An 11,812-nucleotide genomic window follows, 5' to 3' on the forward strand; every position below is an offset into this window, starting at 1 on the left:
GTCCTTACATCCGCGATCCATTTGACGGGTTCGCTCCGTCCTAGCGATTGCGACTCTCGCTTGCAAGGTGAATTGCGGCGGTAATCGTTCGATTCACGGGGACTGGAATATCATGGGTTACCCCACGTTCAACCAGTGCGCCGTTCAGCGCATCGATTTCTGTTTGGCCTCCTGCTTCGAGATCTCGAAGCATAGACGAACGATTGTCGGCAGTTGCCCCAACAACGGTGATAGCGCGTTCGACTGCGTTTTCGATTGGATAGCCTTCGGCCTCGGCCACGAGTTTTGCTTCTGCAATACTGGATCTGAGGAGTTGGTGGCCTGGCCCCGTCTGCAAGGCTCCGTTTGGGACAGTTCCAAGCGCGGTTATCGGATTGATAGCAGCATTGATGAGAACTTTCTCCCAGATGGCGTGACGAATCTCAGTTTCGACCGTGGTCTGAAACCCTGCCGTCTCGAGCGCTGATTTGATCTGGTCGAGAAACTCGGTGTTTGGCCCCCAAGGCTTCCCGATATGGGTTCGGCCCAGGTTTCCGATACGAACGCACCCGGGTTCTGGAACGAAGGCACCCATTGTCGTCGTTCCACCAATCACTTGGTCGGGGCCAACGTTCTCACGGATTTGTTCGATATTCCCCAACCCGTTTTGCACCGTGAGAATGGGTGTGTCACCGAGATATGGTTTGATATCCCCTAGTGCGGCTTCCGTGTCGTAACTTTTCACTGCGAGGATGACCAGATCTACATCCGAGACAGCCTGATAATCGGTCGTTACGGATACTGCTCGCTCGCTGCTCGATTCTCCGGGCTCCACTACTGTCATTGGATTCTCCGACACAGTTTGGAGATGCCGTGTATGGTGACCGATCAGTGTGATGGATTCGGATCGAGATAGCCGGGCCCCAAGAGCGGAGCCGATTGCACCGGCACCGAGGACCGCAATATGCATACAGTAGTTTACTCTTGCCGTCCTCAAAATCATGCCGGGCGGGGAAGCTTTTTCGTCCCGAAACCTAACTAGGTCCCATGGGTCGATCTCGGGGTCAGATAATCCTGGTGGCAGCGTTCGCACTGGCACTGATTTTCGTTTCGCTGGCCCTGATTCTAAACACAGCCATTTTTACGGAAAACCTCGCGACACGGGAGACGGCTGATGGCCATGACGCACTTGACCTCCAACAAGCAGTCGCTGAAACGGGAGACGTACTTCTCCGAAAAACGAATCGGGGTGGGGGGACGAAAACCGAACTCACCGAGACCTATCGAGACCGGATCGAGAATTACAGCGATATAGAAAACGTCCATGCCGTGGCAAGAGGCTCGATTCGGGATATCTTCGTTCGTCAAACCCATAATGGAACGTACATAAATCAATCGAACAACGGCACGTTAGAAGATGACGATGGGAACAGTACGTGGCAAGTGACTGCTGACACGACTGACGTCCGTGCGATGACTTTCAATATGAGTGCCGCTGAGTCAGGGACACCGTTCGAACTTAATGCCACGAACGGGTCGAGTACATGGACTCTTTCGGTCAATGAATCCAGTGATACATTCTTTGTTACTTTGAATGACTTTTCGGGCAATTCGGTGGAGGAAAATTTCACGGAAGATACCCTCGAAATCCAACCAACTAATGGATCGATTGACGGAGAGCGCTGGCCGGAATTGCAGTTTCAGGACGCCTTCGAGGGCCCCTTTGAGATGTGGATTTCAAACGGGTCAAATGCCAGTGGAACCTATCAAATGACCGTTGACACCCCAGAAGACGATATTGATAATGATGGCTATGATCAATCAAATGACCCACACAAAACCGATGCAATCTACAATGCCACCCTCGGACTCGAACTCTTTCGGGAAGACCTGGAATATCGAGCAAATGTGACTATCGAACCGGAGGGACCGGACCCACGTCAGTAATCCGGTTGTTCGGACCGGTACCAGGTGGGCATTAGGTCCGTCTCGCACTGGAAAGTCGAACTCGATCTGGTTCGTATGTAACCTCGACTGAATAGTCAAATTCGTTCAGCAATGACAGACACGATTCGATATGCTCTGTCATTCGCGGACTCGTTACTTCCCCACCCTGAAGTGCCAGGAATGGTAGTAGCTGGTCGGCGAGATGTGACTCGATTGCGGCGGGACTCGATTGGAACGCCAGGAACGAATCTGCGGCCGACTCACCAACCTCCTCTGCCGGCCATCCTGGTTCTCCAAGGGCGGAAAACCCGGCTCTGGAATGCTCGAATTTGGCGACGAGGAGAATAGTGGTTCCAGTCGACCGTGTTTTGACCACTGAGGTTTCTTCGCTAATCGGAACGTCCACAGTTTTTTCCAGTGTTTTTGTTACACCGTCGACTTGCCGAGTAGCAACGTCTGCATCGGCTAAATCAGCAGAGGCAACCGAGTAGATCTCGATGTCTTCGAGAGCCCCCCGTTCTGCACAATTAATCGGCCCGATTTCGGATGGCTTGATCGTGAGTGTTGCTGATCCACCGCCAGTTGGGAAGAAGCCTCGCTCAACAGATTCGAGTGTTACCGCGAGTCCGAACTGACGGAGAACGGGAAGTTTCACGTGCCGAAGGTAATCAATCGGTGGCGACCATTTGACGTCAGTCCCGCCAGTCACCTGCACCGAGATCGTTTCTGTCGTTCGAATCGCCAACGGAAGTACCGCATCGAAGAGCAGGGAGATGCTTCCCGCGGTCTTCATATCGATAGCCAGGTTTCCACCCAACTCCTCGCCGGGTTCGAACGTTACTGTCTCCGACCCGACTGATACACCATCTGACTCTGCATTTGAGAGTGCTGCAACAGACTCGACGGCTCCAACATGCTGGGCACGCAACCCTGGGGTGTCTCTCTCACCTCGTACGTTCTGTATCTTGATTGGGCTGTCTTCGAGAGCAGCCAACGCCACTCCGAGACGAAGCACTTGGCCACCACCAGTTGCTCCGTCGATCTGTTTCATACGAAATCGTTGCTCCCAAATGGGTTTAAATTTCGGACTGATATGGCGTTGAACGGGGCGCTTCCAACCCAAATCGTTACCCGGTGCAAGGCGAAGAGTCGGTATGAACCCTGACGAACCTGAGGAATGGAAGGCAGAGATCCAAAGTCATCGGGAACAAAAGATCGAAACGTTCCAATCCCAGACCGATTCGCCTTTGAGCGAGTCAGCTCGAAACTCCTTTTCCGAGATCGATTTCTTTCCAATTGACGCGTCGTTTCGACTAGGGGGGCGACTTGAACTGTTCGCTGAGCCAACGAACGCAACATTAGAAGCAACACAGGGGCCACCGATATCATTCGAACAGGTCGGCCAAGTCGGCGTCGAACTTGCCGGTGAGCTTTCAGTCCTCTCTGTCTACCGGGCCCCTGGAGTGGACGCCCTTTTGCTGCCGTTTCGGGACCCGACTAACGGCTCCTCGACATGGGCACACGGCCGGTATTTGAATATCCCTGCACCCGACCCGAAAGCGACAGATAAGTCAACACCAGTCGACACGGTTGTCGATTTCAATGTGGGTTACCATCCGCTCTGTGTCTACGACGATACGGTGCGGAGTGCCAAAGCGCCGACTGACAACGAGTTTGATGTTCCTATTCAAGCCGGAGAACGGCTATAGGCTGAAGGAAGACTCATTCACGCAGAAGTAGGAGCAAGACTTCAGTCCGATGGCCGATTTAGGCGGGGACGTCCGCAGCTTCGAGCAGTTCCTGGTAGCGGTTTCGGATCGTTACCTCAGAGACGTTCGTGACGTCACTCACTTCGCTCTGGGTGACTCGTCGGTTTGTGAGTAGCGAGGCCGCATAGATCGCCGCTGCGGCCAAGCCAACGGGACTTTTCCCGCTGGTGACGCCTTTCTCTTGGGCCGTCGAGAGCAACTGCCGGGCCCGTCGCTCGACTTCCTCAGCGAGATCAAGTTCCGAAGCGAACCGGGGCACGTAACTCGCCGGATCAGCCGGCTGAACTTCGAGGCTTAACTCTCGGACGATGTAGCGATAAGTTCGCTTGAACTCCATCTCGTCGATCCGGCTTACGTTTGCCATTTCGTCGAGACTCCGAGGCGTCGTCATCTGCCGGGCTGCTGCATACAATGCCGCCGTTGCGACACCTTCAATCGAGCGACCCGGAAGGAGATCCTCCTCGAGAGCCCGTCGGTAGATGACGGAGGACGTTTCCCGGACTTCCTGTGGGAGCCCAAGCGCCGAACTCATTCGTTCGATTTCGCCGAGGGCCTGTTTGAGGTTCCGCTCTTTGGAATTCCGAGTCCGGAATCGCTCGTTCCAGGTCCGCAATCGCTGCATCTTCTGGCGCTGTCGGGACGAAAGCGCTCGTCCATAGGCGTCTTTATCCTGCCAGCCGATGTTCGTGGACAGCCCCTTGTCATGCATCATGTTCGTCGTCGGCGCGCCCACGCGGGACTTTTCGTCCTTCTCGGCCGCGTCGAAGGCTCGCCATTCAGGGCCCCGGTCGATTTCGTCTTCTTCGACGACCAGGCCACACTCCGAACAAACAGTCTCGCCTCGTTCTTCGTCTGTGTCGACACGACCGCCACATTCTGGACAGACGTCCTCGGAAACTACCTCATCCTCTTCGTCTTCAGTTTCTTCTACTGACTGCTCTCCGCCGGTCCGCTGGCGCTCACCGCCATAGGTTCGAATTTTAGCGTCACTCATTGTGGAGGGAATGGGGGAGACTGGTGTACCCAGACTCCCCTGGGTTCCTTACTCTCAGATAGTACCGAAACTAACTTAAGGCTTTCGGGAAAATCCGTCATGATTTTACACACGTTTTCTTACCCTCACGGCCTCAAACCTGCATATTTCGCCGCTTTTGGACGGCCTAAAATTTGTGCGTAGGTTTACCAAACTAAATTATAGGCCTTGTAAATCCATCGGTGATAATCGGGTGCTATCTCGTGTTTATGTTCTCTGGAACGTTTCGAAATTTGGGTCGGCTATTTGCCATTCATCGATAGTTTTGCTGACCGTCCCTTACGAATCGAGGTTCTTTGCAATACCGGCAAGCGAGTCGCTGGGCTTTCCACCCGTATAGACGGCCGATTCTCCGGGGCCCCGAAGACCATATTTGAAACCAGGTTCGACGATATCGACCGAAACTGACCGACCGAAACTGAGTTCTCGATGTTCTACCCATTCAGCCAGGGCATTTTCAGCCCCATGTGGATTTCGGGCTAACCGGGGCGACGAATTGGCATGTCGAAAGACTGGTTTTCCATCCGGAGACTCTTCGATAGGAACTCGGTATTCGCTATCGTCTAGTACTACTCTTACGAGGTCGCCAGTTTCAACATCGAGTTCCTCGGCCACCCGGATTTCTGGCTGCGTAGTTCCACCGTGTCGGTGGAGCGTGGCCTTGAGAGTCTCGATTGTGGGATGGTCGTGAGTGACCCGCTCCGACATGGACCAGAATATGACGGTCGGGCCGGTCAAAGTGTCGGTTCTCTGGTCTCGTGTCACAACGGTCATGTCCGCGGCCCACATACAGATGGACGATGTCGGAGGAGAAAGCCGCGTTTCTCCGAGCGTCATGGGTAAACGTTCTTGGCAACGTGGCAAAAATCGTCGTCGAAGGCTCTCTCGGACTGGCGTTTGGGAGTCTTGCGCTTATTGCCGACGCTGCTCATTCGCTGGCGGATCTCCTCGCGAGCCTGGTTGTGCTCGTTTGGGGTCGACTTTCCTTTCGGGGGCCGGATTCCACACATCCACATGGGCACGACCGAGTGGAACCAATAACTGCGCTGTTCGTAGGCGTGACGCTCATTGGATTGGCAGTGAAAATTCTCCTTGATGCGGTGACTGCGCTCATCGAAGGCCCGGAAATTCAATTCAGCGTCCTGCTCGTTTTCGGCCTTGGATTTGCCATTGCTGATATGCTGTTCGTCTACTGGTACACTGATCGGACGAATCGGCAACTCGATTCGACTGGACTCAAAGCCCTTGCTTCAGATGCACTGAACGACGTGTATACGTCATTTGCAGCGGTGCTTGGGGTTTTCGGTGCTGGTGTTGGGATGCCCATTGTCGACCCGTTGGCAGGCGGATTGGTGAGTCTGCTCGTGCTTCATCAGGGGTATCGGATTGCCCGGGAAAACATTCGATATCTCACTGGTGAGGCACCCCCTCCGGCGGAAGTTGCGAAAATAGAACGAACCGTGACTGATCACCCGGATGTCTATGATGTGCATGATCTGCGCTGTCATTATGTGGGAACGAGCGTGGAGGTAGAACTCCATGCTGAAGTCCCAGGCGGACTTACGCTTCGGTCAGCCCACGATTTGGAAACTGAACTCCGAAATAGCCTGCTGGACCGACCGACAGTTGGTGATGTCCACATTCATCTGGACCCTGGCGGCATAGGTGAGTGGGACTCTTTGATGACGGACACTTCGAAGACAGTCAAATCCGAGACACAGAAATCAGAGTCAGGCACTTCGGAGACTGACGATTCGGTAAACTGAGTGTCCGGCGTCTCACGGTAGCTCGCAGTTTTGCTAACCGGTTACCCAAAGGCCATGTATCTGTGTCCGGGAAACGAAGGTATGAGAATCCAGGGCCAATTCGTGGCAGGTGTCGAATAATGGCACACACGTTCGATCCCGGAAGTGCCTCGTCCCTCGAAGACCTCGACCGGTTTCGGTATCTCTCCCGCGACGAATTAGTCGCTTCACTTGACGTTCAATCAGATAGCACGGTGGCGGATATCGGGAGTGGGACCGGCTTTTACACTCGGGAAGTCGCACCGTTTGTGGGCGAGTTGTATGCAGTCGATCTCCAAGACGAGATGCATGACAAATTTGCCGAGCACCAGATTCCCTCAAACGTCGAACTAGTCCTCTCGCCGGCTGCGTCTCTCCCGTTCGATACAGGAACGATCGACGCCGTTTTTTCGACGATGACCTTTCACGAAGTGAGTGCAGCAGCCCCGGCTGAATTTGACCGTGTGTTGGGCCCAGGTGGCCGGTTGGTAATCGCCGACTGGTCACGCGCTGGTGCAGGGGAGCGAGGGCCACCGGTTGGGGAACGGACCAATGCCGATGGGGCCGCCAAAGCCCTCGAAGCGGTCGGATTCACCATCGAGTCCACCAGTGAGCGGCCAGAAACGTTTATGCTCGAAGCTACGAGTTCCTGAACCGACGGTTCTCGACTCGCTTTTTCTGACCTGTGCGATGTTTTTAATAGTATGAGCGACATATCCTTAGAAAAGGATGATGGACGATTTAACAGGCTTCCAACGAGACCTGCTTACAGTCATCGCGGGACTTGAAGAGCCGAACGGCCTCGAAATCAAGTCCGAGATGGAGCATTACTACGAATCAACGATCAATCATGGTCGGCTCTATCCCAACCTGGATACGTTAGTCGACCGATCATTGGTCGCAAAAACCAAGCAGGACGAACGGACAAACGCGTATCATCTCACGGAATCGGGGGCCTCTCTGCTCGAGACACGGCGAGACTGGGAGTCCCAGTACGTGGACCTGGAAGCGGACTGATTCAGGTCCCGGTTCGCTGGTCCAGGAGTGCCTCGGTCGCTTGACGGACAGCTGTATCGCTAGATTCTGGCGGTTCCCACCCGAGCGCTCGCAGTTTCTCGATTGAAAGGCGCATCTTCGGGACGTCCCCAGTCCAGCCTCGATCCCCGCCTGTGAACTCGTACTCGGGCTCCAGCCCCATTGTTTCACTGACGATGTCCGCTATCGTAATCACAGACGAAGTCGTGCGGGTTCCGAGGTTGTAGACGGCTCGGTCTGCTGTTGCCTCCCGAACGACATGGACCATTGCATCGATACATGAATCGATAGCCATGTAGGATTTTGCCTGTCGACCGTCGCCTTTGATTTCTAGTGACGTAGGGTCTGCTAGCAATTTGTCGATGAAATCGACAATGACAGCTCCGGATTGGAGACGGGGGCCGACGATATTGGCGAATCTGAATATCCAGGCACTTAGGTTAGCTCCGTGAACGGACGACGAGATAAGTGCCTCTTCGGCGGTTTTTCCGGCTCCATACATGCTAATGGGCGCCTGGGGATAATCTTCAGGCGTTGGCCGCGGGGCTTCTCCATAGACTGTCGATGACGATGTGAACGCGATGTGCTCAACCCCGACCGCGGCCATTCGGTCGAGTATCGATGCGGTCATTTCCGTGTTCGCCTCGAATTGAGATCGTGGATGTGGATCGTTGACGTCCTTCCGGGCCGCGAGATGAAAGACGACGTCAATCGACGCATCGATCGAGTTTTTCACTACACTGTTCCGGGTGAGATCGCCCTCGATGAACGTCGCTCCATCTGGGACCCATTCCCGCCGCCCATTTGACAGATCATCAACGATGGTAACGTTGGCACCCTCCGACAGCAGCCGTTCTGCGAGGTGTGAACCCACGAAGCCAGCACCACCGGTCACTACCGCCTGTGCGTCCGAGAGTTCCATACCGGCGACACAAAACCTGTGGGCATGTGTGTTGTGGTTTCATCGCTGAAACACAACTTATTCCCCCGCTAGCGCAAATGTGCGGGTATGCAATCGGATCGATCGGTGACGGTCCTTCGCCTGGGTCACCGACCGGGCCGGGACGATCGCATGACGACTCACGTGGGCTTGACCGCCAGGGCATTGGGCGCTAATCGGGTGATGTTCCCCGAGAACGCAACTGACGCGATGGCAACCGCCAGAGACGTCACTAACAGGTTTGGGGGCCCCTTTGAGGTCCAATCAACGGAAACTCCCCTTGGAGAGTTGCGCGCCTGGGATGGCCCTATCGTCCATTTGACGATGTATGGAGAACCGGTTCAAGACCGAATACAGGACGTTCGAGCGAATGCTGTCGATGCGGACCTCCTGATAGTGCTCGGTTCGGAGAAGGTTTCTTTCGACGTGTATGAAGCCGCGGACTGGAATATTGGTGTGACGAACCAGCCCCATTCCGAGGTGGCTGCACTCGCCGTCTTTCTCGATCGCCTCTTCGATGGAACCGAACTGGACCGAACGTTTACAGACGCCAACCAACGAGTGGTGCCACAGGCGCTGGGGAAAGAAGTCCGCGACCTCGAAGAGGGCGATACCGAAACTGAGTCCACTGCGCGCGATTGAATTTCAACACTCCAACTCCCTCAAAAGACTTACTAACCGTGGCGACCCCATTCCAACATAATGGCTTTTGAGGAGTTACTCGAGGACCCCGTCATTCAAAAGTACCTCAACGTGCTGGTGGGCCCGAAGGGAATGCCCGTCGCTGCGGCCCCACCTGACGGAGAGGTTACGGACGAGGAACTCGCTGAACGACTTGGACTCGAACTTAACGACGTTCGCCGTGCACTTTTCATCCTGTACGAGAACGACCTGGCCTCGTATCGCCGTGTGCGGGACGAGGACTCGGGGTGGCTTACGTATCTTTGGACGTTCGAATACGAACACATCCCAGGAAATCTCCACGAGGAAATGGAGCGGCTTTTGCAAGCGCTCGAACAGCGCCGCCAATACGAGCGGGATAACGAGTTTTACCTCTGTGGCAACTGTTCGATTCGTTTCGAGTTCGACGAAGCGATGGATTTGGGCTTCCAGTGTCCAGAGTGCGGTGGCGAACTCGAAGCGATGGGCAATGAGGAGTTGATCGAGGCCATCGACGAACGGATCGATGAATTACGCGACGAACTCGGAATCGTGGCATAATGGTCGTTTTGGCAACCAAGGTGTACGTTCATGGCGGCGCCCGCGAACGGGCAACCGATTCGCTTGGCTCCCTCGTCGAAAACGAGATCGGAGAGTTAGACATCTCTATTGAGGTCGGAATCCGCCACGATGACTTCCCAACAGTCACTGTCGATGGACCGGACGCCCCCGTGGCACGAAACCTCCTTCGTGAAGAGTGGGGCGAAATTCGGTCCGACCCAAAGGCAGGCAATGTAGCAACTGGGACACTCGAATCGTGGGACGAAGAGGGTATCACGCTTGATGCCGGGAACACCGTTCGAATAGCTGCAGAAAACCTCGGACTGGGTGGGGGAACCCCCTCACAGGTTCGAAAACGATTCGGGCTTGTTCAGCATATCTCTCTGGACTATGTCGTCGGAGAACATCTCGAACTTGCTGACGAAGAACGGGATCGATTACACGGGTGGATGCGAGAGGATACGGGCCGGGTCAACGTCAATAGCGCCACTCGGGCAGAAGTTCGAGCGACAGTCAACCGTGCCGGCCACGCCAATGATATCGTGACTGTCGAACGGCTCGGATTGTTGGAACAAAGTATCGTCTGTAAACCGGGGACAGACCCCCCTGGATTACTCGCGAGTATTGGTTCGTACATGGATTCAGAACTCTTAGCTGTCGTTCCATGAGGCGGATCCTGGTCGTGGTTGCACTTGCCGGTCTCCTGGTATTAGCAGGGTGTTTGGGAGGCGGCGTAGTTGAAGAAGCGAAACTAACCGAATCCGCGACCTACGACTGGGATACGAGTGCGGATACCAGCGTAAACATAACCGGTGGAAGTTATCAGGCAGTGTTGCGCCTCGAAAATCGAACGAATGTGAGTCTATTCGGCCCTGGTGAATTCGGTGGGGAGGCAGCGCTCCCGGTTCAAGCTGTCAAATACCGGTATCCCAACGGGACGGTTCGGAATGTCTCGGTGCTGTCCGTTTCGGAGCAAGACGAGCGAACGCTCATCGAAACACCGGTCGCAGGGGGTCAGGTCGCTTATACCGCACAGGTTCGATCCAGTGATCTGTATCTTCCAGTAGCCGTCAACGGTAGTCATTCAGTGACACTCCCTCCCGGAGCGGAAGTCGGACTACCGATCATCGGAGGGGCGACACCAAGCGGATCCGACATTACTCGAAGCGATGAGCGAATCATGCTCACCTGGAGCAATCCGGACAGTCACATCATCACCATCGATTACTATCAGGAACGGAACCTCTACATCTTCGGAGGACTCCTGGGGATAGCTGCGGTGATTGCCGGAGCAGGACTGGTTTATTTCCGGGCGCAATTACGTTCATTGACTGCTCGAAGAGGAGAAATGAGCCCACAAGAAGAGCGTGAATGACCCGAGGATCCGAGAATTTATGACGACATCCACGAACCAATCGACCATGGAGGTTGCGTTGGTAACCGTCGGTGACGAACTCCTCGCCGGTCAGACTGAAAACACCAACGCCACTTGGCTCGCAGGTCAACTCCGTGACCGTGGGGCGTCTGTTCGTCGAATTGTCGTCGTGCCGGACGAACTGGATGAGATTGGCGAAACCGTGACTGAACTCCGAACCGAGTACGATGCGGTCCTGGTTACTGGCGGCCTAGGACCGACACATGATGATGTTACGATGGATGCGCTAGCCCGTTCTTTCGGCTGTGAAATGACTGAAAACCCGGCCGTTGTCGAATGGCTCGAGACCGAAACGGACTACGCACTTTCAGATATTGTTGATGGGACGGCTCATCTACCTGAAGATGCCGAGTTTGTCCCCAACCCGGCAGGGGTTGCGCCTGGGGCACATATCGAGAACGTCTTCGTCCTCCCGGGAGTCCCCATCGAAATGGAGGAGATGTTCGCCATCATTGCTCCAGCGTTCTCCGGACCGGAATCGACAACGAAGGTTCTCACGTCCGACGAACCGGAAAGCACACTTGTCGAGGCGCTCCGGAAAACGAGCGAACGGTTTGACGTTCACGTGGGGAGCTATCCGGGTGAGATGGTCACGATCCGGATCCAGGGACAGGACGAAGCCGAAGTCGAGGCTGCGGCGGAGTGGCTCGAGCGGAAACTCTGAGAACC

Annotated in this window: 15 protein-coding genes; 10 read left to right on the forward strand and 5 right to left on the reverse strand. The window is 55.0% G+C overall.

What is annotated here, in order from left to right:
• Positions 1-40: 40 nt before the first annotated feature.
• Entirely contained in the window at positions 41-949 is a 909-nt protein-coding gene (locus tag V5A26_RS03930) for a ketopantoate reductase family protein (protein ID WP_332320858.1), read from the reverse strand.
• A 77-nt stretch (positions 950-1,026) separates the two neighbouring features.
• Here V5A26_RS03930 and V5A26_RS03935 point away from each other — a divergent pair, with 77 nt between their 5' ends.
• Positions 1,027-1,926 carry a DUF7261 family protein gene (locus tag V5A26_RS03935; protein ID WP_332320857.1) on the forward strand — a complete coding sequence of 300 codons (900 nt, stop codon included), beginning with the start codon at positions 1,027-1,029 and terminating at the stop codon, positions 1,924-1,926.
• A gap of 31 nt (positions 1,927-1,957) precedes the next feature.
• Here V5A26_RS03935 and rtcA read toward each other — a convergent pair whose 3' ends face one another.
• Complete coding sequence (rtcA, locus tag V5A26_RS03940) at positions 1,958-2,977, reverse strand: RNA 3'-terminal phosphate cyclase (RefSeq protein ID WP_332320856.1); 1,020 nt, start codon at positions 2,975-2,977, stop codon at positions 1,958-1,960.
• Between the two features lie 103 nt (positions 2,978-3,080).
• On the opposite strand from rtcA, the gene V5A26_RS03945 reads away from it, so the two are divergent.
• Positions 3,081-3,635 carry a DUF1684 domain-containing protein gene (locus V5A26_RS03945; RefSeq protein ID WP_332320855.1) on the forward strand — a complete coding sequence of 185 codons (555 nt, stop codon included), beginning with the start codon at positions 3,081-3,083 and terminating at the stop codon, positions 3,633-3,635.
• Positions 3,636-3,693: 58 nt separating this feature from the next.
• On the opposite strand, the gene V5A26_RS03950 is transcribed toward V5A26_RS03945, so the two are convergent.
• Together V5A26_RS03950 and V5A26_RS03955 are read right to left on the reverse strand one after the other, a co-directional pair.
• The gene (locus V5A26_RS03950) at positions 3,694-4,689 is read right to left on the reverse strand and encodes a transcription initiation factor IIB (RefSeq protein WP_332320854.1); all 996 of its coding nucleotides are present in this window, start codon (positions 4,687-4,689) and stop codon (positions 3,694-3,696) included.
• Positions 4,690-5,007: 318 nt separating this feature from the next.
• Positions 5,008-5,436 carry a DUF7112 family protein gene (locus V5A26_RS03955; RefSeq protein ID WP_332320853.1) on the reverse strand — a complete coding sequence of 143 codons (429 nt, stop codon included), beginning with the start codon at positions 5,434-5,436 and terminating at the stop codon, positions 5,008-5,010.
• 92 nt (positions 5,437-5,528) lie between these two features.
• Between V5A26_RS03955 and V5A26_RS03960 the strand changes: the two genes are divergently transcribed.
• The 3 genes from V5A26_RS03960 (at position 5,529) to V5A26_RS03970 (ending at position 7,529) form a co-directional block, all read left to right on the forward strand.
• The gene (locus tag V5A26_RS03960) at positions 5,529-6,494 is read left to right on the forward strand and encodes a cation diffusion facilitator family transporter (RefSeq protein WP_332320852.1); all 966 of its coding nucleotides are present in this window, start codon (positions 5,529-5,531) and stop codon (positions 6,492-6,494) included.
• Positions 6,495-6,613: 119 nt separating this feature from the next.
• Entirely contained in the window at positions 6,614-7,165 is a 552-nt protein-coding gene (locus V5A26_RS03965; protein WP_442908740.1) for a class I SAM-dependent methyltransferase, read from the forward strand.
• Positions 7,166-7,244: 79 nt separating this feature from the next.
• Positions 7,245-7,529: a helix-turn-helix transcriptional regulator gene (locus tag V5A26_RS03970; RefSeq protein WP_332320851.1), complete on the forward strand. Its 285-nt coding sequence runs from the start codon at positions 7,245-7,247 to the stop codon at positions 7,527-7,529.
• A gap of 1 nt (position 7,530) precedes the next feature.
• On the opposite strand, the gene V5A26_RS03975 is transcribed toward V5A26_RS03970, so the two are convergent.
• Entirely contained in the window at positions 7,531-8,469 is a 939-nt protein-coding gene (locus tag V5A26_RS03975) for an NAD-dependent epimerase/dehydratase family protein (protein ID WP_332320850.1), read from the reverse strand.
• A gap of 87 nt (positions 8,470-8,556) precedes the next feature.
• Between V5A26_RS03975 and V5A26_RS03980 the strand changes: the two genes are divergently transcribed.
• The 5 genes from V5A26_RS03980 to V5A26_RS04000 are packed head-to-tail and all read left to right on the forward strand — an operon-like array spanning position 8,557 to position 11,807.
• Positions 8,557-9,129: a tRNA (cytidine(56)-2'-O)-methyltransferase gene (locus V5A26_RS03980; RefSeq protein WP_332320849.1), complete on the forward strand. Its 573-nt coding sequence runs from the start codon at positions 8,557-8,559 to the stop codon at positions 9,127-9,129.
• A gap of 60 nt (positions 9,130-9,189) precedes the next feature.
• On the forward strand, positions 9,190-9,708 hold the full coding sequence (gene tfe / locus V5A26_RS03985; RefSeq protein ID WP_332320848.1) for a transcription factor E: 519 nt from the start codon (positions 9,190-9,192) through the stop codon (positions 9,706-9,708).
• The gene (locus tag V5A26_RS03990) at positions 9,708-10,376 is read left to right on the forward strand and encodes a DUF2110 family protein (RefSeq protein ID WP_332320847.1); all 669 of its coding nucleotides are present in this window, start codon (positions 9,708-9,710) and stop codon (positions 10,374-10,376) included. Before tfe ends, V5A26_RS03990 begins: the two co-directional genes overlap by 1 nt.
• Positions 10,373-11,083, forward strand: a complete 711-nt coding sequence (locus V5A26_RS03995) for a DUF5803 family protein (RefSeq protein ID WP_332320846.1) — start codon at positions 10,373-10,375, stop codon at positions 11,081-11,083. Before V5A26_RS03990 ends, V5A26_RS03995 begins: the two co-directional genes overlap by 4 nt.
• Before the next feature lie 46 nt (positions 11,084-11,129).
• Positions 11,130-11,807: a competence/damage-inducible protein A gene (locus V5A26_RS04000; RefSeq protein ID WP_332320845.1), complete on the forward strand. Its 678-nt coding sequence runs from the start codon at positions 11,130-11,132 to the stop codon at positions 11,805-11,807.
• Positions 11,808-11,812 lie beyond the last annotated feature (5 nt).

It is taken from the genome of Halodesulfurarchaeum sp. (genome assembly GCF_036626455.1).
Taxonomy (GTDB): Archaea; Halobacteriota; Halobacteria; order Halobacteriales; family Halobacteriaceae; genus Halodesulfurarchaeum.

Coding starts and splice junctions, on each gene's coding strand:
- V5A26_RS03975 (WP_332320850.1), bottom strand. CDS start 8,469: ATGGAACTCTCGGACGCACAGGCGGTAGTGACCGGTGGTGCTGGCTTC.
- V5A26_RS03965 (WP_442908740.1), top strand. CDS start 6,614: ATGGCACACACGTTCGATCCCGGAAGTGCCTCGTCCCTCGAAGACCTC.
- V5A26_RS03995 (WP_332320846.1), top strand. CDS start 10,373: ATGAGGCGGATCCTGGTCGTGGTTGCACTTGCCGGTCTCCTGGTATTA.
- V5A26_RS03930 (WP_332320858.1), bottom strand. CDS start 949: ATGCATATTGCGGTCCTCGGTGCCGGTGCAATCGGCTCCGCTCTTGGG.
- tfe (WP_332320848.1), top strand. CDS start 9,190: ATGGCTTTTGAGGAGTTACTCGAGGACCCCGTCATTCAAAAGTACCTC.
- V5A26_RS03935 (WP_332320857.1), top strand. CDS start 1,027: ATGGGTCGATCTCGGGGTCAGATAATCCTGGTGGCAGCGTTCGCACTG.
- V5A26_RS03950 (WP_332320854.1), bottom strand. CDS start 4,689: ATGAGTGACGCTAAAATTCGAACCTATGGCGGTGAGCGCCAGCGGACC.
- V5A26_RS04000 (WP_332320845.1), top strand. CDS start 11,130: ATGGAGGTTGCGTTGGTAACCGTCGGTGACGAACTCCTCGCCGGTCAG.
- V5A26_RS03955 (WP_332320853.1), bottom strand. CDS start 5,436: ATGTCGGAGCGGGTCACTCACGACCATCCCACAATCGAGACTCTCAAG.
- V5A26_RS03960 (WP_332320852.1), top strand. CDS start 5,529: ATGTCGGAGGAGAAAGCCGCGTTTCTCCGAGCGTCATGGGTAAACGTT.
- rtcA (WP_332320856.1), bottom strand. CDS start 2,977: ATGAAACAGATCGACGGAGCAACTGGTGGTGGCCAAGTGCTTCGTCTC.
- V5A26_RS03980 (WP_332320849.1), top strand. CDS start 8,557: ATGCAATCGGATCGATCGGTGACGGTCCTTCGCCTGGGTCACCGACCG.
- V5A26_RS03990 (WP_332320847.1), top strand. CDS start 9,708: ATGGTCGTTTTGGCAACCAAGGTGTACGTTCATGGCGGCGCCCGCGAA.
- V5A26_RS03970 (WP_332320851.1), top strand. CDS start 7,245: ATGGACGATTTAACAGGCTTCCAACGAGACCTGCTTACAGTCATCGCG.
- V5A26_RS03945 (WP_332320855.1), top strand. CDS start 3,081: ATGAACCCTGACGAACCTGAGGAATGGAAGGCAGAGATCCAAAGTCAT.